General features: G+C 54.7%; 21 protein-coding genes and 4 tRNA genes. 14 read left to right on the forward strand and 11 right to left on the reverse strand.

The annotated features are described in order from the left end of the window. Position 1 precedes the first annotated feature (1 nt). From E3E28_RS06895 to dnaG, 3 genes are read left to right on the forward strand one after another with little or no spacing between them, the layout of a single operon-like run. Positions 2–340, forward strand: a complete 339-nt coding sequence (locus tag E3E28_RS06895) for a hypothetical protein (protein ID WP_167914526.1) — start codon at positions 2–4, stop codon at positions 338–340. Positions 341–385: 45 nt separating this feature from the next. Beyond that, a complete protein-coding gene (locus E3E28_RS06900; protein ID WP_099210109.1) occupies positions 386–787 on the forward strand; it encodes a toprim domain-containing protein in 402 nt (133 codons plus the stop codon). Beyond that, positions 784–2,166, forward strand: coding sequence for a DNA primase DnaG (gene dnaG / locus E3E28_RS06905; protein ID WP_167914527.1), 1,383 nt, complete (start codon positions 784–786; stop codon positions 2,164–2,166). The genes E3E28_RS06900 and dnaG overlap by 4 nt, the downstream gene beginning before the upstream one ends. Here dnaG and E3E28_RS06910 read toward each other — a convergent pair whose 3' ends face one another. Then, the gene (locus tag E3E28_RS06910) at positions 2,167–2,889 is read right to left on the reverse strand and encodes a hypothetical protein (RefSeq protein ID WP_167914528.1); all 723 of its coding nucleotides are present in this window, start codon (positions 2,887–2,889) and stop codon (positions 2,167–2,169) included. 117 nt (positions 2,890–3,006) lie between these two features. Here E3E28_RS06910 and E3E28_RS06915 point away from each other — a divergent pair, with 117 nt between their 5' ends. Further along, the gene (locus E3E28_RS06915; protein WP_167914529.1) at positions 3,007–4,722 is read left to right on the forward strand and encodes a glutamate--tRNA ligase; all 1,716 of its coding nucleotides are present in this window, start codon (positions 3,007–3,009) and stop codon (positions 4,720–4,722) included. 1 nt (position 4,723) lies between these two features. Here E3E28_RS06915 and E3E28_RS06920 read toward each other — a convergent pair whose 3' ends face one another. From E3E28_RS06920 to E3E28_RS06930, 3 genes are all read right to left on the reverse strand, one after another. Further along, complete coding sequence (locus E3E28_RS06920) at positions 4,724–6,028, reverse strand: sodium-dependent transporter (protein WP_167914530.1); 1,305 nt, start codon at positions 6,026–6,028, stop codon at positions 4,724–4,726. Between the two features lie 128 nt (positions 6,029–6,156). Then, positions 6,157–8,655 (reverse strand): maltodextrin phosphorylase, encoded by a 2,499-nt coding sequence (gene malP, locus E3E28_RS06925; RefSeq protein WP_167915287.1) that lies wholly within the window; start codon positions 8,653–8,655, stop codon positions 6,157–6,159. A 90-nt stretch (positions 8,656–8,745) separates the two neighbouring features. After that, positions 8,746–10,623 carry a phosphoenolpyruvate carboxykinase (GTP) gene (locus E3E28_RS06930; protein WP_167915288.1) on the reverse strand — a complete coding sequence of 626 codons (1,878 nt, stop codon included), beginning with the start codon at positions 10,621–10,623 and terminating at the stop codon, positions 8,746–8,748. A 242-nt stretch (positions 10,624–10,865) separates the two neighbouring features. Here E3E28_RS06930 and E3E28_RS06935 point away from each other — a divergent pair, with 242 nt between their 5' ends. The 3 genes from E3E28_RS06935 (at position 10,866) to tmk (ending at position 13,356) form a co-directional block, all read left to right on the forward strand. Next, positions 10,866–11,951, forward strand: coding sequence for an NDP-sugar synthase (locus E3E28_RS06935; protein ID WP_167915289.1), 1,086 nt, complete (start codon positions 10,866–10,868; stop codon positions 11,949–11,951). Positions 11,952–11,961: 10 nt separating this feature from the next. Next, positions 11,962–12,672 carry a phospho-sugar mutase gene (locus E3E28_RS06940; protein WP_042688667.1) on the forward strand — a complete coding sequence of 237 codons (711 nt, stop codon included), beginning with the start codon at positions 11,962–11,964 and terminating at the stop codon, positions 12,670–12,672. 63 nt (positions 12,673–12,735) lie between these two features. Further along, complete coding sequence (gene tmk / locus E3E28_RS06945) at positions 12,736–13,356, forward strand: dTMP kinase (RefSeq protein WP_167914531.1); 621 nt, start codon at positions 12,736–12,738, stop codon at positions 13,354–13,356. Between the two features lie 11 nt (positions 13,357–13,367). On the opposite strand, the gene E3E28_RS06950 is transcribed toward tmk, so the two are convergent. Continuing rightward, a tRNA-Thr gene (locus tag E3E28_RS06950) sits at positions 13,368–13,444 on the reverse strand. A 98-nt stretch (positions 13,445–13,542) separates the two neighbouring features. Between E3E28_RS06950 and E3E28_RS06955 the strand changes: the two genes are divergently transcribed. Beyond that, a tRNA-Asn gene (locus E3E28_RS06955) sits at positions 13,543–13,618 on the forward strand. Between the two features lie 5 nt (positions 13,619–13,623). Continuing rightward, positions 13,624–13,701: transfer RNA gene (locus E3E28_RS06960), tRNA-Ile, on the forward strand. A gap of 574 nt (positions 13,702–14,275) precedes the next feature. On the opposite strand, the gene E3E28_RS06965 is transcribed toward E3E28_RS06960, so the two are convergent. From E3E28_RS06965 to E3E28_RS06985, 5 genes are all read right to left on the reverse strand, one after another. Beyond that, a tRNA-Pro gene (locus E3E28_RS06965) sits at positions 14,276–14,353 on the reverse strand. A 297-nt stretch (positions 14,354–14,650) separates the two neighbouring features. After that, positions 14,651–14,944, reverse strand: coding sequence for a hypothetical protein (locus tag E3E28_RS06970; RefSeq protein ID WP_167914532.1), 294 nt, complete (start codon positions 14,942–14,944; stop codon positions 14,651–14,653). A gap of 89 nt (positions 14,945–15,033) precedes the next feature. Beyond that, positions 15,034–16,542 (reverse strand): aminomethyl-transferring glycine dehydrogenase subunit GcvPB, encoded by a 1,509-nt coding sequence (gene gcvPB, locus E3E28_RS06975; protein WP_167914533.1) that lies wholly within the window; start codon positions 16,540–16,542, stop codon positions 15,034–15,036. Then, positions 16,543–17,889: an aminomethyl-transferring glycine dehydrogenase subunit GcvPA gene (gene gcvPA, locus E3E28_RS06980; RefSeq protein WP_167915290.1), complete on the reverse strand. Its 1,347-nt coding sequence runs from the start codon at positions 17,887–17,889 to the stop codon at positions 16,543–16,545. A 92-nt stretch (positions 17,890–17,981) separates the two neighbouring features. Continuing rightward, positions 17,982–19,280 carry a phospholipase gene (locus tag E3E28_RS06985; RefSeq protein ID WP_342764477.1) on the reverse strand — a complete coding sequence of 433 codons (1,299 nt, stop codon included), beginning with the start codon at positions 19,278–19,280 and terminating at the stop codon, positions 17,982–17,984. 174 nt (positions 19,281–19,454) lie between these two features. Between E3E28_RS06985 and E3E28_RS06990 the strand changes: the two genes are divergently transcribed. After that, the gene (locus tag E3E28_RS06990; RefSeq protein WP_167914534.1) at positions 19,455–20,138 is read left to right on the forward strand and encodes an HAD family hydrolase; all 684 of its coding nucleotides are present in this window, start codon (positions 19,455–19,457) and stop codon (positions 20,136–20,138) included. A 36-nt stretch (positions 20,139–20,174) separates the two neighbouring features. Continuing rightward, positions 20,175–20,756, forward strand: coding sequence for a hypothetical protein (locus E3E28_RS06995; protein ID WP_167914535.1), 582 nt, complete (start codon positions 20,175–20,177; stop codon positions 20,754–20,756). Here the strand turns inward: E3E28_RS06995 and E3E28_RS07000 are convergent. Continuing rightward, complete coding sequence (locus tag E3E28_RS07000) at positions 20,743–21,021, reverse strand: hypothetical protein (RefSeq protein ID WP_167914536.1); 279 nt, start codon at positions 21,019–21,021, stop codon at positions 20,743–20,745. The genes E3E28_RS06995 and E3E28_RS07000 overlap by 14 nt on opposite strands. A 91-nt stretch (positions 21,022–21,112) precedes the next feature. On the opposite strand from E3E28_RS07000, the gene E3E28_RS07005 reads away from it, so the two are divergent. Genes E3E28_RS07005 through E3E28_RS07015 form a run of 3 tightly spaced genes read left to right on the forward strand, consistent with a single transcriptional unit; the run spans position 21,113 to position 22,746 of the window. Next, entirely contained in the window at positions 21,113–21,790 is a 678-nt protein-coding gene (locus E3E28_RS07005; RefSeq protein WP_167914537.1) for a metallophosphoesterase, read from the forward strand. Between the two features lie 45 nt (positions 21,791–21,835). Beyond that, entirely contained in the window at positions 21,836–22,540 is a 705-nt protein-coding gene (locus E3E28_RS07010; RefSeq protein WP_167915292.1) for a PrsW family intramembrane metalloprotease, read from the forward strand. Further along, positions 22,531–22,746 carry a hypothetical protein gene (locus E3E28_RS07015; protein WP_167914538.1) on the forward strand — a complete coding sequence of 72 codons (216 nt, stop codon included), beginning with the start codon at positions 22,531–22,533 and terminating at the stop codon, positions 22,744–22,746. The genes E3E28_RS07010 and E3E28_RS07015 overlap by 10 nt, the downstream gene beginning before the upstream one ends. Positions 22,747–23,042 lie beyond the last annotated feature (296 nt).

Here is a 23,042-nt window from a genome sequence, read left to right on the forward strand (position 1 = left end):
GATGGGCATGAGAAACGTGGGTCCTGCCTTGGCCGTTGTGGTGTCTGCCATCTTCATCTATGCAATTACCGGTGACCTCACGTTGTCCGGAATAATCCTGTTAATGGCGGGGTTTCTTTACGTGATTTCCATCAAACCAGCACTGGGTGGTCCACTCCTGTACGGTCTCATCGGGTTCTTGGCGGGCTTTGTACTGGCAATCGTCCTCGGCGTAACTGTATTCAGGGACTCCAAGATTGGAAGCGACGCGCTGATTTCGTTGCTCGTAATCGGTCCGGTGATTGCGATTTTACTCGGCAGGAAAAGCAACTACCACCTCTGGTTCTTGCTGAGTCCCTGACCCAAAAGCTTTTAACTTCACGGAGTATTGGAGAGCGAGGGCGTTATGTACGCCGAAAACTATAAAAGATTCCTGGAGCTTATAGACGAACTGCGAGAGTTTGAAGGCGCCCTCATCGTTGAGGGCATGCGAGACGAGGTGGCTCTGAGGAATCTGGGGGTCAGAGCGGAGATAATCAGGCTCTCCCGCCTGCCTCTACCAGAGGTCGCGCTCATCGCCTCATCCTACGGCGAAGTCAAGATACTCACGGACTTTGACAGAAAGGGGGAGGAGCTGGCCAAAAAGCTCCTTCGCTACCTGGCCGGCTACCCCTGCAGGGTGGACGCAGAAACCCGGAAGGAGCTCAAGAAGCTGGTCAAAAAGGACATCAAGGGCATTGAAGACCTCTACGGCCTCTATTTGAAGGTAATCTCCGTTTCTGACCCCCGGCTGGAGGGGATTCGATGAAGAGAAAGAAGACGATACTCCAGCAGGTTTTGGCTGAAAAACGAAAAAAGGCTAAAGAGGGTGGTTTCATGTCAGGAAAGGACGAGTTCGGAACGACCAAATACGTCATCTACGCCGAGTTTGAGGCTAACGGCATCGTTGAAAGGCCCGACGTTGTTGGTGCTATTTTCGGACAGACTGAAGGTCTTCTCGGAGACGACCTCGACCTGAGGGAGCTCCAGAAGACCGGAAGGATTGGCAGGATTCGCGTCGAGGTTCACAACAAGGCCGGCAAGACCTACGGAACCATAACCGTTCCGTCGAGCCTTGACAGGGTCGAGACGGCTATCCTCGCCGCGGCACTTGAAACCATCGACCGCGTTGGTCCGGCCGAGGCCAAGATAAGGGTCCTCCGCATAGAGGACGTCAGGGCAACCAAGAGGAAGTACATCATCGAGAGGGCCAAGGAGATACTCGAAACCCTTATGGAGCAGGAGATTCCCGAGACCCAGGAGCTCACCGAGGAGGTAAAGAAGGCGGTCAGGGCTAAGGAGCTCATCGAGTACGGGCCGGAGAAGCTTCCAGCAGGGCCTCACGTTCCGTTCTCCGACTCAATCATCGTCGTTGAAGGAAGGGCCGACGTCCTCAACCTGCTCAAGCACGGCATAAAGAACGCGATAGCGGTAGAGGGAACCTCGATTCCTGAAACCATAATCAAGCTCAGCAAGGAGAGAATAGTTACCGCCTTCACCGACGGCGACCGCGGTGGAGAGCTCATCCTCAAGGAGCTCCTCCAGGTTGCCGATGTGGACTACGTAGCCCGCGCCCCGGAGGGCAAGGAAGTCGAGGAACTCACCAAGAAGGAGATAGTGAAGTCCCTCAGGAGCAAGGTTCCGGCCGAGCAGGTCATCAACGAGATGTTCAACAAGGGCAAGAGCTTCTACGAGCTAATAAGGGAGAGGCAGGAGAAGCCCGAGCCCAGGAAGGTCGAGCCAAGGGAGCCGAGGGTAGTCCCCGCCAAGGTCGAGGAGAAAAAGCCGGAGAAGGTTGAGAAAGTCGAGAGGCCTGAGCCCAAGGAGGAGAAGATAGTCAAGCCCATCGAGAAGGCCCGCGTTCCCGAGCTTGAGGAGTTCGGCGAGTTCATCGAGCGCGTTAAGAAGGACGGAATAGCACTCCTCCTCGACGAGAACAAGAACGTCATAGCCGAAATACCGGTTAGGGAGCTCACCAACCAGCTCAAGGAGCGCAAGGACGTTTACGCGGTCGTCTTCAACGGCGTCATCACCCAGAGGCTCATCGACACCGTCAGCGAAACCGGCGTTCGCTACCTAATCGGCGCGAGGAAGTACAACGTCGTGAGAAGGCCCGTTCAGCTCAAGATAATAACCTTCGCCGAGTGATTAGCGGAGGATTACTCCTTTTCTTCCCCTTTCTATGGACATTCCCTTCTCCTTTGGAGTGTACACCAGGGGACTTTTTCTCACGTACAGTCTCTCTCCCATGCCCTCCCTGGAAACGACTTCAACGACGTAGTGGGCGTAAAGTGAGAACCACGACAAGAACTTTTCAGAGGTTCTGTCCCTGTTGAGAACCCACAGGTTTATCGATTCCCTTCCGTCCACTTCGCTTAGGGCCATAAACCTCTGGAATATCCTCAGCGTGTTTCTCTCCCCGAGGAAGAAGGCAAAACCGTCAAGGGTGAAATCCACGCGGACAACCCGCCGATTTCCCATCGTTTCCTCTTCAATTTTTTTGAAGAGCATTGAGTACTTCGGGACGAAAGTGTCTGCCGATATGTTCTCGGCGGAATAAACGAAGTCCTCCCCGTACTTTATCCCGTGGAGTGAGCCAAAAACATCTATGACCGCGAGGTTTCCACTCTCACCAAGGGACCTCAGGTTGACCCCTGACGGAACGAGCTCGATTTCCAGCGTAGAAAGTGGCAGAACCGTGTTCGTGACGACGCCGAAGTCCCCCATCTCCAGCCGGTTTCTCATAATCTCGAAGGCTATGGTCCAGCCCGTCGAGTAAGTGTTGTGGATTATAAGGAGGTTCCCGTTTGGAATCAGGCCTCCCCCGATTGCACGGTCAAGTTTCCTGATTCCAGTGCTTAGTAGCTCCATTCTTACCCCCACCGTGATACTCGTAAATTAAATTTTAACGTTTAGGTTTATCTCTCTTTTGTATTTTTGGACTAACCTTTATAACCGCTTTCCCCATTCCCCCACAGGTGGTTAAAGATGGTGGAGGAGCTAATCTGGAAGTACGCGCTCATCAACGCCTACACCCACAAGGGAAAGGCTAACCCCAAGGCAGTAATCGGAAAGGTTCTCGGCGAGAACCCCGAGCTGAGGCCGAGGGCGAAGGAGATAATCCCTCTCGTGAACGAGATAGTCGAGAAGGTAAACGCCCTCTCCCTTGAGGAGCAGGAAGCGAAGCTGAGGGAGATTTACCCCGAGTTTTTCGAGGAGAAGAAGACCAAGAAGGAGGAGAAAAAGGGTCTTCCCCCGCTTCCCAAGGCGGAGAAGGGGAAGGTCGTTACCCGCTTCGCACCCAACCCCGACGGTGCCTTCCATCTCGGAAACGCGAGGGCAGCTATTCTGAGCCACGAGTACGCGAGGATGTACGACGGCAAGTTCATACTCCGCTTCGATGACACAGACCCCAAGGTCAAGAGGCCGGAGCCGATTTTCTACGAGTGGATTAAAGAAGACTTGGAGTGGCTCGGCTTCAAGATTGACGAGATACACATAGCGAGCGACAGGCTCGAGATATACTACGACTACGCCGAGAAGCTGATAAAGATGGGCAAGGCATACGTCTGCACCTGCCCGCCGGAGAAGTTCCGCGAACTGAGAGACAAGGGAATCGCCTGCCCCCACAGGGACGAGCCGGTCGAGGTTCAGCTCGAACGCTGGAGGAAGATGCTGAACGGCGAGTACAGGGAGGGCGAAGCTGTCGTCAGAATAAAGACCGACCTCAATCACCCGAATCCCGCCGTTAGGGACTGGCCCGCTTTGAGAATAATAGACAACCCCAACCACCCGAGGACCGGCAACAAGTACCGTGTCTGGCCCCTCTACAACTTCGCCTCGGCTATAGACGACCACGAGCTCGGCGTTACGCATATCTTCCGCGGGCAGGAGCACGCCGAGAACGAGACGAGGCAGAGGTACGTTTACGAGTACCTCGGCTGGGAGTACCCTGTTACCGTTCACCACGGCAGGCTGAGCATCGAGGGTGTTATCCTCAGCAAGTCCAAGACGAGGAAGGGTATCGAGGAAGGTAAATACCTCGGCTGGGACGACCCGAGGCTCGGAACTATTAGGGCCCTGAGGAGGCGTGGAATACGGCCCGAGGCGATAAGGGAGCTAATCATTGAAGTCGGCCTGAAGAGGAGCGATACCACAGTTAGCTGGGACAACCTCGCGGCGATAAACAGGCGCATAATCGAGCCGATAGCGAACCGCTACTTCTTCGTCGCCGACCCGGTTCCGATGTACATAGAGGGAGCCAAGGAGTTCGTGGCCGAGATTCCGCTCCATCCCGACCACCCGGAGAGGGGCGTTAGGAGACTCAAATTCGTCCCCGGAAAGCCGGTCTACGTTTCCAAGGACGACATGGAGCTCTTCAAGCCAGGCAACTTCGTTCGCCTTAAGGACCTGTTTAACGTCGAAATCCTTGAGGTGAGCGAGGAGGGCATTAAGGCGAGGTTCCACAGTGTGGACTACGAGATAGCGAGAAAGAACAGGTGGAGAATGGTTCACTGGGTAACCGAGGGCAAGCCCTGCGAGGTCTGGGTTCCCGAAGGAGAAGAGCTAATCATCAGGGAAGGACTCCTTGAAAGCGACGCCGACGTTAAGGTCGATGACGTGGTTCAGTTCGAGCGCTTTGGCTTCGTGAGAATAGACGAGGTAAAAGATGGAAAGGTTCGGGCGATTTTCGCCCACAAGTGATTCACTCTTTCTTTTCAAATATTCCGTTTCCGAAGAGTCCAAACGCCACTATTATCACTGCCACCAGTGCGCCAATCCAGTTGACGCCACCGTCTTTGACGGTGGTGTAAAGTGAGTACAATCCCATCGGCACGAGCGCCAGGAAGAGCACTGCCCCTGCGATTTTGTGTGACGGCTCAGGTGAGAGTCCCGTTACCCTCTCAACGGCGCTGGAAATCACTGGCAGGTACTCGAAGAGTGCCGTGAAGAATATTGCCGTCGAGACTCCAAGCAGTAGGGCCTGGGCAAGGCTTGGCACGGAATCGGGGATGCCTATGAACAGTGCCATCGCGAGCAGGTATGCCGCGGCCCTGTTCCTGCCCACCCTCATGTTGAACTCTATTATCTGCAGACCAACCTCTGAGACGGGGAGTATGCTCGTGACGCCCGCAAAGAATATCGACAGCGCTATCAGCGCCAGCAGTCCTTTGTAGTCAGCAAGGATGGTGGGTAACTGTCCCATCAGGTAGATGGCACCCTCTTCTCCACCGTACACGTACTTGAGAAGGTCGGCAGGGGTTGAGGGAGCTATGGCGTAAATCATGGTTATCGTGGCGAGAATTCCTATTATTGTCTGTATTATGATACCAGTGCTGATGATGAGCTTGGCGTTGAAGCGCTCGTTCATGAAACTGCCGAGCATCAGGTAGAAGGCAAATCCAAGACCTACCGCGTAGAGTGCCCTCTCGATTGCCGCCATTACGAGGTTTATAGTTATCGGGTGTCTGCTTACTATCATGTGCTTTGCCATACCGAGGAAAGCCGCGGTTGGGGGTATCTTTGAGACGAACGCTATAGTCGTTACGACGACCGAAATAACGAGAACCATAGAACCGCCGGCCATTATTGTGAAGGTCTTCTCCTTGGCCCTCGTGAGGACTATGAACACTATTGCTATCATTAGAACCTTTGCTATCAGCCTTCCGGTCGTTCCAGTTCCGACGATGGGCGACAAGAGAACAAGCATCGTGTTGGCGGTGTAGTAGGACAGGAATATGACCACCATAACGAGTATCGATAGCATTATCGCAGGCTTTCGCAGGACCTTGTTGTATAGCTCGACGAAGTAGTAGCCCGACTTGATGACTTTCTCTGCCTCCATTATCGCCACGTACGTGAACACTGCCAGGAAAACGAGGTGCACTGCCAGTCCCGTCAGTCCGTATTTCATCCAGAACTGCGGGAACAGTCCAATCGTTCCTATGCCCGTGGCGAATCCGGCAACCAGGAACATCAGGTAGAGGGTCCATTTCCTTATTTCATCCATGCTAACCACCCTATAGAGTTGTCCTTTTGAGTAAACATTTGAAAATTAAAAGTTTTACCGTGCACACGTCCTTAAAAATTTAGAAATTTGAAATTTTTGTTCGAATTTACAACCTGCGTTTAAACACTTCAGTCCAATCCAATCCACTTAACGAGACCGAGCAGGAACTTGTGGGGAAGCTTCTCATGGTGCGGGTAAACCCTCAGGGCGTAGTGCCAGCAGGGGTCGCCGAGGTGCCTCAGCGCGCTTCCGCGGTAGGTGTAGAGCCACTTTCCACCCTCGAGCTCCTTTGGGTGCCTGAGCTCAACGATGTGGGGCTTCTCTATGTGGTATCCCTCGGCCCTGACCCCGTAGTAGAGCTCGACGCGGACGTCCTCCGGGTTCAGTCCGTCGAGGTCCACAGTTACCTCGAGGCCGGAGCGGTCGTCGAAAACCCTCACCTCACGGAAGCCAACCTTTGACCACGACTCGGTTACGCGGTCCTTCCACCCGGCTATCTCCCTCGCGCCCCGGTAGTTTTCCCTCGTGAGCCATATGTGGTTGCTCATGGCCTTGGAGTAGAACTTGTCCATGTACTCCTTGACCATTCTGTGCGTACTGAACCGCGGGGCGATGCTCTTTATGCTCTCCTTCATCATGTAAATCCACTTCGGCCTGTTGCCGTAGTAGGTTGGGATTATCTCCCTCTCAAGGAGGTCGTAGAGGGCCTGGACGTCCTTCACGTCGTCGGCCTCGCTCTCGGGCTCTGTGCTCTCCTCGCCTATCACCCAACCGTTCTTTCCGTTGTAGCCCTCGACCCACCAGCCATCGAAGATGCTCGCGTTCAAAACCCCGTTCAGCCCGGCCTTCATTCCGCTCGTCCCGCTGGCTTCCAGGGGCCGTCTCGGCGTGTTCAGCCAGACGTCGACACCTGCAACCATGAGCCTCGCGCTCCCCATGTCGTAGTTCTCCATGACGAATATCTTGCCCCTGAACTCGGGCATCCTGCTTACCTCGTAAATCCTCCTCAGGAACTCCTTTCCTCCCGGGTCGTTGGGGTGGGCCTTTCCGCCGAAGACGATATAGACTGGCCTCGTCGGGTCGTTCAGGAGCTTTCTGAGCCTGTCGAGGTCAGTCAGAAGAAGAACCGCGCGCTTGTAGGTCGCGAAGCGCCTTGCGAAGCCGATTATAAAGGCGTTCTCGTCTATAGATGGAATCGGGTCGTCTATTCCTAAGCGTTTGTTCCGCTCTATGGCCTTCCGCCTGAGGAGCTCGATGAACTGCCTCTTGGCCTCGAGGTGGGCCTCCCAGAGCTCTTCATCGGGAATTCTCTCGACGGCGTACCAGATTCCCTCAAGATTCGTGTGCTCGCGCCAGACCTTGCCGATGTAGCGGTCGAAGAGCTTCCTCATCTCGTTGTGAACCCACGTCATGGTGTGGACGCCGTTGGTTATGGCCTCTATTGGTATCTCGTCGAGCGGAACGCCGGGCCAGAGACCCTGCCACATCCTCCTGCTCACTTCCGCGTGCAACTTGCTGACGCCGTTCACGTAGCTTGACGTCCTAATCGCGAGCAGGGTCATGTTGAGGTGGTCGCCCTCCCGTCCGAGGTCGAGGAGCTCCTCCCTTCCCTCAAGGAACCTGGCGAGCCTTTTCCGAACTTCCTCAACCGGGAACCTGTCGTGGCCAGCCGGAACCGGCGTGTGGGTCGTGAACACCGTTGTTCCCCTTACGATGCTCAGGGCCTCGGTGAACGTGAGGCCCTCCTCCATGAGCCACGCAATCCTCTGGAGGTTCGCGAAGGCCGGGTGCCCCTCGTTGAGGTGGACGACGCCTGGCTCTATTCCCAAAGCCCTTAGCAATCTCATTCCGCCGATGCCGAGGAGGATTTCCTGCTTTATCCTCTTGTCCATCTCGGCGTTGTAGAGGTAGTCGCAAATTGTCCTGTCATCAGGGCTGTTCTCGGGGACGTCCGTGTCGAGGAGGTAAATTCTCACCCTGCCGACCTGAACCTCGAAGGCCCTTGCGTAGACAGTCCTGTCCTCTATCGGCACCTCTATCAGGAGCCTTTCACCGTTCCTGTCGAGGACGGGCTTTATCGGCATTTCCTCGGGTCTGTACTCCGGGAAAACCTCAATCTGGTTGCCGTTCTCGTCTATCTCCTGCCTGAAATAGCCGTGCTTGTAGAGCAGGCCGACGGCTATGAATGGCAAGCCAAGGTCGCTCGCGGTCTTGACGTGGTCGCCAGCCAAGATACCGAGCCCACCCGAATAAATCGGCAGGCTCTTGCTTATGCCGTACTCCATGCAGAGATACACAATCGGCTTGTCCCACTTGGGGTAGTTGGTCGAGAACCAGGTTGAGTCCGGGTTCATGTAGTCCTCGAACTGCTCCATGACGAGCTCGTAGAGGTTCATGAAATCGTCATCGCGGAGGAGCTCGCGGAACCTGCTCTCCGGAGTGTCAAGGAGTAGCTTCACCGGGTTCTTGTATTCGGCCCAGTGCTCGGGGTCTATCTTCTCCCAGAGCTTCGTCGCCCTCCTGTTCCAGCTCCACCAGTAATTGTAGGCCAAATCAGCGAGTCCCCTGAGCGGACTCGGGAGTCTCTCACGAATCGTCTCGTAAGTGCACTCGTCAACTTTAGCCATAGAAACCACCGATGGTGATACTTCTCATCGCAACCTTAAAAACCCTGTCGCTCGACGTTCAGCGGGTTCAACGAAAGGAGAAAAAAGAAGTCACGCGCCCTCAAGCGCGAACGGACTTATGTAGTCGCCGTACTTCTCTCTGACCTCAAGGAGTCTCTTCCTCTCCTCCTCAAGAACCCGGAAGAGCTCCTCGGGGACTTCCTTAACCTTCTCGCGGTAGATTTTCTCGATGCGCTCAATCTTCGCGAGAAGTTCCGGAACCCTTATCGTGAACTGCTTCTCGTAGGCTTCCCTGCTGTAGTCCTTGTTGAGGACTTCCTTGAAGAGCCTTGCCAGGTCCTCGTACTTTGGAATGTAGCCTATCGGCGTCTCGATTGCATCGACGTCCCCGTGCACGCGGAGCTCCATCCACTTGAGCCAGACGGCTTTGTCGAGCTTGTGGTTGAGCCAGTTGCCGTTCTCGTCGCGGAGGAAGTAGTTGACGGCGAATATCTTCGGCGTTTTCCTCAGCTTCTCGCCGAACCTCAGGTAGTTCTCGATGTACTCGCCGAGCGGGACGCTCATGAAGTCGAGTATGGCCATCGGGTTAAAGGCTCTAACACCTTCTTTTCCGAGCGTCGCCGCCGTCGTCTCGCTCTCAAGTGATGCCCCCATCGTTACCACTCCGTGCTTCCAGTCGAAGGCCTCCCTCACCGGGGGCCAGGTGTCCTTATCTCTGCCACCGAAAATCATTCCGCCGACCTCGACGCCACATGGGTGGTGGAGCGCCTCGAGGTCAACGTTCGGGAAGTGCTCGAGCGAAACTGTGAAGCGCGCGTTCTTGTGGCTCGGCGGTATCTCGTTTCCTTCCGCGTCCTTCTTGCCCTTCCACCACTTTCCGCTGTGGTTCTCGCCTTCTTCAGGAATCTCAACGCCCATCTCGTTCCAGTAGGGCTTTCCGTCCTTGACGAGGACGTTCGAGAAGATTATCTCGACCGGCGAGTGGAGGACCTTCCAGATTATCGGGTCGTCCTCCGGGTTGACGCCCTGGATTATGCCGAAGACACCTTTCTCGACGTTGGCACCGCGCGCTACACCGTTGACCGGGAGGATGAACGTTAGGTCGTCTCCAACGATGTTCTCCCAGGGAATCATGGCAGTTGAGGTCTTACCGCACATGCTTGGATATGCACCGGTGAAGTAGGTCTTCCTGCCGTTAGGGCCGTTTACGCGCATCAGGAACATGTGCTCGCTGAGCCAGCCCTCTTTAACCGCTTTCTGAATGGTGAGCCTGAAGGCGAGCTTCTTCAGGCCGATGGTGTTTCCTCCGTACTGGGTGTTGACCGAGTAAACGGTATCGTCCATCAAATCGATGTAAATCCTCCTCTTGTCCAGATTCTTGCTCGTCTTCCTCTCGTCAAGTTCTCCCGCCGAGTGGACGAAGCGGAAGAACTTCGCGTTCCTTCCAAGGCGCTTGAACTCCTCGTAGCCCTTCCTGTAGAGTATGAACTCGGAGTGGGCGACGTAGGCCGAGTCGGTGAGCTGAACTGCCGGAATGGTGAATATCGAGTTCTTTGGACCGAGAACGAAGAAGCAGATGAACAGCTCTTTTCCGCGCATGACGCCCTTCATGAGCTTCCTTATCTCCTTCAGGCCCTCGTCGCGGTCCTTGGTGTTGAGGAAGGGAATCTCCTTTCCTCCTGGAACGAGGAGCTTGGTGTTGGCCTTGTCCCTGGCCTGGTCGTAGTAGTTGTCGTAGTGGACGGTGTGGTTCGGCGTTTCGAGCATCTTCTCCTCGCCGTAGTAGAGGGCCTTCCAGCGGACGTACTGCTCGTCCTCTTCGCTGTCGGTGCAAACGAAAACCTTGCTCGGCTCGAGCCACTCAATCCACTCCGCCAAAAAAGCGTGAAGCTCGGGGTTGTCTATCGCCTTAACCTTCTCGAACTGTTCCTCGGGGAGGAGTTCCCTAAGCTTTTCAAGGGCGTCCATTTTTGTCGCCTCCATCGGATGTGTGCGTCTTACCTATTTAAAGTTCCTTCGTCGTTGTGACCATCAACTGGGCGATTAAACGGCCATCGTCTGATGTAACGTCGAATTTTTTGGGTAGAGTTGTCAACTACTGAACCGAGTAATGGTCATCGATGGGCCCATGCACGCATTCATGTGAATAAACGACGACGGGCGCAAAGTATTTTAACTGGGAGTGATACAATAGAGCGGTGCGGTGCAAGATGAAGGCAGTGATTTTGGCCGGAGGCAAGGGAACGAGGCTTCTCCCGCTGACGGTTTACAGGCCAAAGCCAATGATACCCTTCTTCAACAGGCCCCTTATGGAGTACGCCCTTCAGAGCCTCATTAAGGCCGGGGTCGACGAGGTTTACGTTCTCGTCGGCTACCTTAAGGAGCGTATAATTGACTACTTCGGTGACGGAAGCGAGTGGGGAATAGAGATTCACTACTCCAACAAGGACAACATAAAGCTGGGAACCGCCGGCGCCACCAAGAAGGTCGTCAAGCACATGGACGATACGTTCTTCGTTGTCTCGAGCGACGTTCTCACCAACCTTGACCTGCGGGCGCTCTACGAGTACCACAGAAAGAAGAAGGCCCTCGCCACGATAGCGCTTTCCGAGGTCGACGACCCGACGCAGTATGGCATAGCGATAATAGACGAGGACGGCAGGATTCAGCAATTCAAGGAGAAGCCAAGGCCCGAGGAGGTCTTCAGCAACCTCGTCAACGCTGGCATCTACGTCTTTGAGCCCGAAGCGTTTGACCACGTCCCCAAGAACAAGAACTTCGACTTCTCCAAGGACCTCTTTCCGAGGATGCTCGAAAACGACCTTCCGCTCTACGGGTTCCCCTTCAAGGAGTACTGGAACGACGTGGGAAGGCCGTCGAGCTACCTTCAGGCGACGGAAGACGTGTTCCTCGGACGGCTCATTCTGCCTCAGGTGAAGACCGAAAGCCTTAAAGGTAACCTTGAGCACGGGGGAGCGCTTTACACGGGCAGGCGTTGCGTTCTGCGGAAGCCGGAAATCAGGGGCTTCGCCGTTATAGGCGACGATGTGGAGATAGGCAGAAACGTTAAAATTGAACGTTCGGTAATATTTTCAGGTGTGACCATCGAGGACGGGGCCGAGATTAAGGAGGCCATCATAGGGGAAAACGTTCACATAGGTAAGGGCGTCGTCATCCAGCCCGGTAGTGTCATCGGCGACAACACGCTCATCGAGGACTTCAGCAAGATAGGTTCGAACGTGAAGATTTGGGTTGAGTCAAGGATTGGCCGGGAGAGTATAATACTCCCAGATTGAGGTGGTGGAAGTGGAAGTGTATTATTCGCAGAGGTTTAATCCCGAGGAGCTTGCCCTCCTTGGAAGGGCCATAGGAACAGTTTCCCACGGAACGATAATAGTGGGCAGGGACGGAAGGGCCATCTCGCGCTACGGAAAGAGGGCTATGGTCGTTGGCATAGTCAGCACCGGTTCAACGATAATGGACGTCCGCCTGATTCCGCTCATAGCCCTCAAGGACTTCGCCCACAAGAAGGGTCTCCCGCTCGCTTACGTCTACTACTACGGGGGCGTTAGGGTTTACGTCAGCGGAATCGACGTCGACGAGATAAACGCCATCCTCGAGAGCAGGAGCTTCATCGAGGCCCAGCCCAACGACATTGGTGCGACGGTCTACTACCCCAACGCCCTTGACGACTTCATGCACGACGTCTTCAAGCACTACAACTTCAAGCTTGAGGGAAAAGCCCTCGTTGATGCAATGAACACCCCTGCGGTGCTCTTCTTCCCGAGGATGAACGAGCACTTCGGCTTTGAGGTCGAGCTCATGAACGACATGATGACCAGCTACCTGCCACCGAAGCCCAAGGAGGTCTTCCTTCACAAGTTGAACAAGGGCGACTACGACTTTGGAATGCGCTTCAGGCCAGATGGTGTCGTCGAGTTCTACAAAGGGGACGAGCAGAAGGAGTTCGTGAGCATGTGGTCACTCTTTGACTACATGAAGAGGCTCTCGGTATAACGGCAGTTTTATAAGCCCCTCGCCGAGGGGTTTACACGTTCTTCCATTTTGGGGGTGACGGGCTTGGGGATATTCATTGTGCTTGAGGGCATAGACGGCGCTGGAAAGTCAACCCAGGCAAAGTTGCTCAAGCTGTGGTTTGAGGAAAAAGGCTACGAGGTCGTTCTCACCAAGGAACCGACGGACACTCCCTTCGGAAAGCTTATCAGAAAACTCGTTTTGACGGGTGGAAGGGAGGGCATCATTGACGGGGCTAAAATAAGCCACGAGGCCGAGGCTTTACTCTTCGCGGCGGACAGGGCCGAGCATGTTGACAAGCTCATAAAACCCGCGCTCGAATCCGGAAAGGTTGTGATTTCAGACCGCTACTTCTACTCCTCCCTTGCATACCAGTGGGCGAGGGGACTCGACCTTGAGTGGCTGATAGACCTCAACCGCTTTGCAATAAGACCCGACCTTGTTCTGCTCCTCGACCTACCCGTTAAGGAGAGCATGAAACGCATAAAGACGAGGAGCATAAAAAGCGAGTTCGATAAGATAGTTGAACTCCAGAAGAAGGTTCGTGAGAACTATCTGAAGCTTGCGGAGCGCTTTCCCGAGATTAAAATCGTTAACGCGCTGGAGGACGTTGAAGGCGTTCACGGGCAGATTGTTGCCCTTGTTGAGGCTCTGCTCGAGAAATGAAATTGACATTTTGGAGCCCCGGGCGGGATTTGAACCCGCGACCGGCGGATTACAAGTCCGCCGCCCCGCCAGGCTAGGCTACCGGGGCAGACTCGCTTTAGGGGACTCCCTTGGGAGTTATAAACCTTTTCCCCTCCCCAACCGCAAAATTTATAAACGTCCCCTGTATCCCCTACATTGGGTCGAGCCGCCGTAGCTTAGTCGGTAGAGCGCCGGACTGTTAATCCGGCGGTCCCCGGTTCGAATCCGGGCGGCGGCGCCATCAGTGGGCCCGTAGCTCAGCCTGGTCAGAGCGCGCGGCTCATAACCGCGTGGTCGGGGGTTCAAAGCCCCCCGGGCCCACCATTACAGCCCTTTCTGACGAAAGCGCTGGCGGAATGTAGTGTGCTGATTCTTAAGGTGTCCATTTGAGAGTTGGTTTCTCTTTCATGTGCTCTTGGGGGAAGAGTTTCTCTCTAAGAAGGCGCCCGAAGGGTGCTGATAGGAAGCTGAAACTCTCTCAGGGGTTTGTTGTAGTGTTAAACCCTCTGGGGATTTGCTCTTTGGTTAGTGCACGACTGACTTCTTGCTCGTTGGTGGAAAAATAGCTTTTCGCCAGCCTTTCCCAATGGCTGTTGGCAAAGTTTCATCAAAGTTTGTGATTCTTCCATCAAGGGTTTCTTTTGGAGTGTTTGCGCTTTTAATGGACTCTTATAGAATGCGAATTCTTAGATTTTGGAAGCTTTCTCACGCGGGTTCCATTTACCCGCGCTCCAAAGGAGCGCTTCTTGGAGGAACTCCTTCCAAATGGCTCCTTTGAAGAGAATTCTTCTGATAACACTGTCTTTTAAGAGTATAAACGCAAACTTCTTAGAAATCTCATTTTTTTGGGGAAGAATCACGAACCTTGGTCAAACTTCGCGCAGGCGAAGTTTGTAACTGGTGGGGCCGCCGGGATTTGAACCCGGGTCACGGGCTCCCAAAGCCCGCAGGATGGGCCAAGCTACCCTACGGCCCCTCGCGGTAGGTGCATCACGAAATCCCTTATTAAGTTTTTCGCCGGAGCGTGTGAGGTGTTTAACAGAACAGGTTTTCCAAAAGTTGTAGCTTGCATAATTACATCCCGCGCGAGACTCGCTGGAAAGAAGTGGGGACTCTCCCGGCCTGTAAAAGCCCGCTGAGGTTTGGTGGAAGTTGAAAAGGATTTTAGATTATTTTTGGGTTTTCTCGTTACCCGCGGAGGTTTGAGTAAGGAGAACCTCCAGTTGCTTTCGAGCAGGTCAACCTCAAACTAACATCAGAGGGTTGGGAGCCTTTAGCTCGTCGTGAAGACGGTCCAGCTCTGGTAGTCAGCCTCGATGAGAACCTCAAGGACGTCCTCCTCTCCGTAGCGTATCTCCCTTACAGTTATCTCCTTCTTCACGCGCCCCTTCACTACGGCCTTGTGGACCTCTTTTGGGAGCTCTTCCGTGACTGGGATTATTCCGTCCTTCACGTATATCCCGGCTAGCTTGCCTCTCTGAAGCAGAAAGCCCCTCACTGGGACCACGTATTCATCAAACCCCACATCATATCCGGTGTTTTCAACACGTCCGACCCCAACTGTCATACGAATCACCCATGTGTAAGTTTTCTATTACATATTTCCTCTTTAACTTTAAAAACCTTTCTGGGCAAAAATGGGTAGAAAAGGGCAGTTCAGTAGTCCACTTCGCCCTTCTCCTTCAGCTCAAGGTACATCCTCCAGCTGAGAACTGGCTTCTTGGCAGCCAAGACATCATCAACGCGCCTCACGGCGGTATTGTGGGGAGCGCTCTTGACGGCCTCGGGGTTGGTGTAGGCCTCCTCGCTTATCCTCTTCAGCGCCTCGACGTACGCATCAATCTCCTCCCTGCTGACCGTCTCGGTCGGCTCAATCATCAGGGCCTCGTGCACAATCAGCGGGAAGTAAACCGTTGGCGCGTGCAGTCCGAAGTCGAGCAACCTCTTCGCCACGTCCATCGCGGTAACGCCGGTTTCCTTCTTCATAGGCTCTGCTGAAAAGACGGTCTCGTGCTTTCTAAGCTTTTTGCCGGGTAACTCGTAGCCTCTCGTTCCCAGAAGCTTCCTCGTCAGGTAGTTGGCGTTGAGAACAGCTATCTCGCTCGCGTTCTTCAGCCCGTCCCTGCCCATGACCTTGAGGTAAACCAGGGCCCTCACCATCACCGCGAAGTTGCCGTAGAGCTCCTTCACCTTTCCTATGCTCTTGGGCACGTTGTAGTCGAGGTAGTAGCGGTCGTTCTCCTCGTCGTAGCCCACCAGCGGAACGGGCAGGTAGTCCTTGAGGAAGTCCTTAACTCCAACCGGTCCGCTTCCCGGCCCGCCTCCGCCGTGCGGTGTTGAGAACGTCTTGTGCAGGTTGAGGTGAACGACGTCAAAGCCCATGTCTCCAGGTCTGACCTTTCCGAGGACTGCGTTGAGGTTTGCCCCGTCGTAGTAGAGAAGTCCACCGGCCTTGTGGACTATCTTCGCTATCTCGAGTATCTCGTCCTCGAAGATGCCGAGGGTGTTGGGGTTGGTGAGCATTAATCCCGCTGTCCTTTCACCCACGGCGTTCTCAAGGGCCTCTAAGTCCATCGTCCCCTCTTCCGTCGAGGGAATCTCGATGACCTTGAAGCCGGCCATCGCCGCGCTGGCTGGGTTCGTTCCGTGGGCGGAATCGGCAACCAGCATCTCGTCCCTCTGCGGCTCGCCGTTGTCGAGGTGGTAAGCCCTTATTATGGAAACCCCGGTGAATTCGCCGTTTGCTCCAGCTGCCGGCTGAAGGGTGAAGCGGTCCATTCCGGTTATCTCTTTCAACCACTGCTCCAGCTCCCACATTATCCTAAGCGCGCCCTGGACGGTTCTCTCGTCCTGGTAGGGGTGGACGTAGGCGACTCCGGGGTGACCGGCAATCTCCTCGTTTATCTTGGGGTTGTACTTCATGGTACACGAGCCGAGCGGATAGATTCCGGAATCGACGCCGTAGTTCATCTCGCTTAAGCGAGTGTAGTGCTTCACTACCCCCGGCTCGCTCAGCTCCGGGAGGTTGAGGGTGCTCTTCCTTTTGAGCTTCTCTGGGATTTCGACATCAACATCCTCAATCGGCTTCGGCAACGTATAGCCGACCCGCCCCTCGCGGGAGAGCTCAAAGATGAGGGGTTCGTCCCACTTAGCCTGGCGGAACATTCAGGCCACCTCCTTGAGGGCCTCGATAAGGGCATCAACCCATTCCTTCCTCGTCGTCTCGGTTGCAGAGAAGAGCGCGGTCTCGCCAAGCTCCGGGAAGTGCTTACCGATGTAGTAGCCACCGTGGATTCCCCTCGTGAGAAGGGCCTCGTGTATCTCGCTGTATGGCTTTTCGAAGCGAGCGGGAACGTCCTTGAAGTAGAGGCCCTCAAAGGGAATCTCGACAACCTCGCTCAGCCTCTTCTTTAAGTGGGCGGTGTTCTTGAGTATGACCTCGCCGAGCTCAGCCAGGCCCTTCGGCCCGAGGCTGGCCAGATGTATGGCGGAAGCAACGGCAACGAGTGCCTCGTTGGAGCAGATGTTCGACGTAGCTTTAGCGCGCCTGATGTGCTGTTCCCTCGTCTGGAGCGTCATGACGAAGGCCCTCTTTCCTTCGGCATCTTTCGTCATTCCGATTATCCTGCCCGGCATCTGGCGGATGAGTTTCTTGTCGTCCCTCACCGCGAAAACCCCTGCCCTCGGCCCGCCGAAGTTTATGGGGTTGCCGAGGTACGAAGCCTCGCCGACCGCTATGTCCGCCCCAAGCTCGCCCGGTGCTTCAAAGATTCCGAGCATCGTGGGGTCGGCCCCAACGACGAAGTAGGCTCCTGCTTCCTTGGCTATCTCGCCTATCTCCCTCACGTTCTCCTCAACGAGACCGAAGAAGTTGGTCATCTCGACGTAAACTCCGGCGGAGTCATTAACGGCTTCCTTTAGCTTCTCGATGTCGAGCCTACCGCTCTCGTCCCAGGGAACCTCGACTATCTCAAGGTTCGCACCGCGCGTGTAGGTCTCGATGACGGCCCTCTTCTCCGGGCTTATCGCCTTCGGAATCACGAAGCGCCTCCTCTTGCCCCTGTGGAGTCTGACTGTCATCAAAGCGGCCTCAGCTATCGCCGTCCCCCAGTCGTACATCGAGGAGTTGACGACCGGCAGGCCGTAGAGCTCGGCCATCATGCTCTGGTACTCGAAGAGCGCCTGAAGCATTCCCTGGCTTATCTCGGGCTGGTAGGGGGTGTAGGCGGTTAGAAACTCGCTTCTCTCGATGAGGTACTTAACGTGAGCCGGGACGTAGTGGAAGTAGGTTCCAGCTCCGAGGAAGCTCGGCATCTCGAGAACGGTTTTGTTCTTCGAGAGAACCTCGTTGAGCTCAATGAAGACCTCGTACTCGCTCTTTCCCTCCGGGAGGTTGAACTCCTTGACCATTCCCTCGGGAACATCGGAGAAGAGCTCGTCAATCGAGTTGAAGCCGATTTCCTTCAGCATTTCATCCCTCTGGGCGAGGTTGGGAAGGTAGTGCTTTCCCATGGCAATCACCTCGAAAGGTTAAGACGGTCGTTTAAAAGTTGGCCGGGTGGAATATATGCTTTGTGCTGTATGGGAAGGGAAAAAAGAAGAAGTCAGCCGGTAACGCCGACGTCCTGGAAGAACCGCTCCATGAGCCCGGCGACGAGTCTAATATCGTACTGCATGGTCTCGTAGACCGCCCACTGGACCTTGGTGTAGGTCCTGCCGTCGAGGGTCTTGAAGTTGCTCGGTGAGTTGGGGTCAAAGTCGGCGTGGACTATTATGTTCCTCATCGACCAGCCGTCAACGGTGCTGTCGAGCCAGTCGCTCTTGTCAACGTGGGTGTATATGTAGACGGTATCGCCCGGAACGGTGACTTCCGTAGGACCGATGAGGTTCGGGTCCTGGGAGTACTTGGCTATGAGGTTGTGGTCCTTGTCGTAGATTTCCACGTAGCCGAGGGTCTTGAAGTAGGAGTTCTGCATGTCTATGTCGTAGAACACGAGAGTTATCGAGCTTGCACCGAGGAACTGAAGCTTGAGGACGCTCCAGTCGCCTTTCTTGAGCTCCTTAGTCCAGAAGTAGGGTCCGAGGTGCCCGAGCGGTCCCCAGAGGTTGATGTCCTTTCCGGTGGCGTAGGCCATGTAGCGCCAGGAGTTGTGGGCGGCAAGGTCAACGTAGGCCCAGGCGACGCCGTTGGCGAGGCTCATGTGCCCGTTCTCGTGGGGCCCGCGGTAGATGTCCTCGCCCTGAATGAACTTCTCCTTCTCCTGGGGAATCTGCCACCACTTAATCGGGGTCAGGTTGAGCGGAACCCTACCGTTGAGTATGTCGTCAGCGACTATCGGCGAGACGTTGTTCTCAACAAAGTCGTGAGCATCTTCGGCGTACTTGAACTCCTCGAGGACCTCGAAGAGGTGGGGCGTGTTGTGGGCGATAATCATCGAGGCGTCCTCAAGGATGTGAACGGTCCTGCCAAGGTATAGCATGGCCCCGGTGTAATTGCCCTCTTTCCAGAGCTGGACTGCCTTCTCGTAGAGCTCCTGGGCTTTATCCGCTGCCGAGACGTCGTGGCCGGTTGCAATGTCCGTGACGAAGAGGCCCGCATGGTCCATCGGGTCTATGAAGTGGTACTGGCTCTCGAGGGTGTAGGTCTTTCCGCCGACGGTAACGCTTCCACCGCGCCAGTCCTCGTCGTAGGCGCCGTACAGAAGCTGGTTCTGGTACTTCATTAGAATCTCACCGAGCTGGGGGTCGTCGTTGTAGACCGCCTTTATTGCCATGTAGGTCAGCCTCTGGTGGACGTTCATTTTATCGTCGAGGCTCGGTCCGTTGGTGGGCCAAGCCGAGGCGTAGGTGCTGAACACCATCAGGGAGACGATGGCAAACACCACGATTAGAGCCTTTCTCATGGTTCAACCCTCCTGATGGGATTGTGGATGGGGAAACCAATGATAAAAATTTTTCGAGTGACAATAGTTATATGAAGGGATTATAAACTTACACACGTTAACTGGGGCATCGCAAAACGTTCCTCGAGGATAAACTTTAAATGGTTCTAAAATCCCCGATAAGGGGGAGCAAAGGTGATAATCGGCTTCGACTTCGACGGAACGCTCGTGGACAGCTACTCCTGCATAGAGGAGGCCTTCAAGAGGGCACTTGAGAAGCGCTATCGCTGGCTCCCTGGAAAGTCCCTGTGGGCGAAACTGCTCACCAAAATCGAGCTCCAGTTCGAGAGGCCGAGCCTTGGTGGCCACAAGAAGACCCACAAACCGCCGTTCTTCCTGAGGACTAAGTTCTTCGAGACGTGGTTCATCGAGAGGGCGAAGCTGAGCAGACCCATAGACGATGCCCCCGAGCTACTTAAAAAGCTCAAGGAAGAGGGTCACACGGTTATCTCATTCTCGGCCGAGGATTTCATAGACGGTATGAAGGTCAAACGGCTGAAGATGGCCGGCATCTATAACCTCTTTGATGATGTAATCGTCTTTGGCAGAACCATGACGCTCGACGAGGCCTTTCAGCTCGTCCGCGAGAAGTATGGGAACGAGACCTTCATCTGGGTGGACGACAAGCCCTGGCGCTTCATCGGGCGTGGGGATGAGAACACGGAGTTCGTGTGGTATTACTTCCCGTTCACGGCCAAGTTCGTTGAGGGTAACCGGGAGAAGTTGGCCCTAATTCCGCACCTTCACGTCATAAGGGACCTGTGGAGCCTGTTCGATGTGATTGAGAACGTCAAGAAGAGAAAACTTACAGAAGGATAAACTATTTTTAGGATGTTTTCCAACTACCTTTGGAGGATGCCCATGAAGAGTCCCTTCAAGAGCAGGGTAGTGATACTGTCGCTGGTGGCTTTCGCTGTAATCCTTGCTCTCTCAGTGGGTCCGTGGTGGAAAAACCTCATGGGGGACATAACTCCCACACCGCCCAACGTTAGCGCGATATACCTTGGTTCAGTGCCCCCCGGGGGTAAGTGGCAGTTTACCGTTGAAGACCGCCTGCTCGACGAGTGTGCCGTGGCATACGTGTACAACTTTACACCCACCGGCGTCCTGACGGTGTACGAGATAGACGCGGGGACTCTGAAGGCCCTGGGTTTCACCACGAACTATACCGAGTGCGAGGGCAGTCTCGGCTACGGTTACCTGGCAGTTAACTTCACGCAGAAGCTCGATACCCTCTCAATAGTGGTGTGGACAAGTAAGAGCTCCTCGAGTGGAAACGAGGTTTACTTCGTCGAGCTCGGTAGCTGGAAGTTCGTAAACGGCTCGTACATAGGCTACATCGCCCCACCCGTGAACAAGAACTACATGCTTCTTGACCTCGAAGCGGTTAGAAAAATGGTGAACCAGACCGGAATTCACTACATCAATCGCCGCTGAGGTATTCCAGGGTGTCCTCCACGAACTCGTCCCAGTCCTCGTCGCTTACCTCTTCGATTTTGAGACCGAATTCCTGTCCAAGATTCCATCTGACCGCTATTTTTCCGTTATCCGTTTCCGCGATGACGAGCCCAAATGGAACGTCCCCCATCCAGTGATGCTTTGAAAACTCCACTGTGAAACCTCTCTTCTTGAGTTCTTCAAGGATTAATTCGTAGGTCTTTGCGGGCCCGTGCGGACTCCTCGCAAACCCAATATAGGCCATTTTTACTCACCATTGTTACCTTGATGGGCGGACTTAAAACCTTTTCGGTTCTCCTAACAAAGTTTAAAAGCATTTAAACGAACCTACAACCATGGAACCAAAGCCCCTTCCGGAGAAGGCACTGCTCATGGGAAGAAATCTCATCATAGCCGACCTGCACCTCGGCTACGAGATAGCGATGGCCAGGGAGGGGTTCTACCTCCCAAGGGTTTTTCACGAGGTCGTCGGAGATTTAAAGGAACTGATAAAGCGCGAGGGGCCGAAGAGGCTAATCATAAACGGCGACCTGAAGCACTCCTTCATTCCGGAGTGGCGTGAGAGGGCGGAGCTCAAGGCATTCTTTGAGGAGATTGTCCCGCTCGTCGATGAGGTTGTCCTCGTCAGGGGAAACCACGACGTTGGGACGCTGTGGCTTAGAGAGCTCGGTGTTGAGGTCGTTGACGAGCTTGATCTCGGCAAGTGGAAGCTTGTTCACGGACACAAGGTCGTCGAGGGCGAGCGCTTCATAATCGGCCACGAGCACCCAGCGATAAGGCTGAGGGACGAGGTCGGTGCCATCGTCAAGGTTCCGGCCTTCCTCCTCGGCGAGAAACTCATCGTCCTGCCCGCGTTCAGCCCCTGGGCCTACGGCAACGACGTCCTCAGGGAAATCGTCTCGCCATTTCTGCGTTTCTATACGGAGGATTTTACGGTCCTGGTGCCCCTTGATAATGAACTCCTCAACTTCGGCAGACTGTCCCGGCTTCGGGAGGTTCTCTCACGGTTATAACGAAAGATTTAAACCCTCCCTGGATTACCCTCATGGGTGATAGCGATGGACGTGCTGACAACACTCTTGTTCTTCGCCTACGCTCCGGCACTCGCGATACTCTGGTACTTCTATCACAAGGATAAATACGAGCCAGAACCGAAGCGCTACGTTATAATGACTTTCCTGCTCGGCGCAACGCTCTCGGTTGGCATCGCCTACATACTTGAGAGTATCCTCACCGTCGGCGGACTCATACAGCCAATCCTTCCAACGACGGCCTTCTACGTTGCCCTCGTTGCCGGTCTCGTCGAGGAGCCGGCCAAAGCCCTCGCGGTCAGGTTCCCCTACAAGGCTGGCCAGATGGACGGCATAATGGACGGCCTCGTCTACGGAGTCGCCGCGGGTCTCGGCTTCGCCGCCACCGAAAACTTCCTCTACGGCCTCGGCTGGGGCGTCGCAGTAACGCTGACGAGGGCATTCCTGACGCCCTTTGCTCACGGCACCTGGACGGCCATAATCGGTGTTGGTTACGGCCTAAAAGCTGAGGGGAAGGTTGATTCCCTCGCCCAGTTCTACGCCCTTGCAATACTCCTGCACTTCACCTGGGACTACTTCGCCTTCCTGAGTGTGACTGTTCCGGCCTACAACATAATGCTGATATTCCTCCTCCTCGTGAACCTCTCAATCCTCCGCTATTTCCTCCTCCTGGGGGAGGAAGAAGACAGGCAGAGGTTCTGGTATTACCTCGTCAGGAGGGGATGGCGGTGAAGAACGACGAAAAGCTTGAAAGGGCTCTCTTTGAAGCCCGCCCCTACGTGGAGTACTGGGACAGGCTGGAGAACCTTGTTAGGAGACTCTGGGAGGAGGCGACCGATGAGGAGAACTTCCTCCAGCTTCTGAACGAGGAACTCCAGCGGGCGGAAGAGCCCTTCAAAACGGATTTGAAGATTTTCCTCCAGAAGTTCAGAGGGTAACTGATGAGACGCGTTCTCTGGCAGTTTTTGTTGTTTTTCTCCCTACGCTTCTTCCATCTCTTTTGTACTGTCCCAGCCCCTTTCACAACTTGACGCACTTCTGGGGGTTCTTGAAGCACTCACCAGCTACAGTCCCGATTCCATCTACTGGACTGCAAACAAATCGATTTATGCCTGTATGAGCTTTACTTTTCTCAGAGATTTGGCCTTCAACCGTGTATGAGGCTTGCTCTTGGTGTGGATTCCAAAGGGAGACCTCTTGAGGTGGTTTTGAGGAGAGAACTTGCACTTCCGCT

Source organism: Thermococcus sp. 21S9 (genome assembly GCF_012027635.1).
In the GTDB taxonomy this organism is placed as follows: domain Archaea; phylum Methanobacteriota_B; class Thermococci; order Thermococcales; family Thermococcaceae; genus Thermococcus.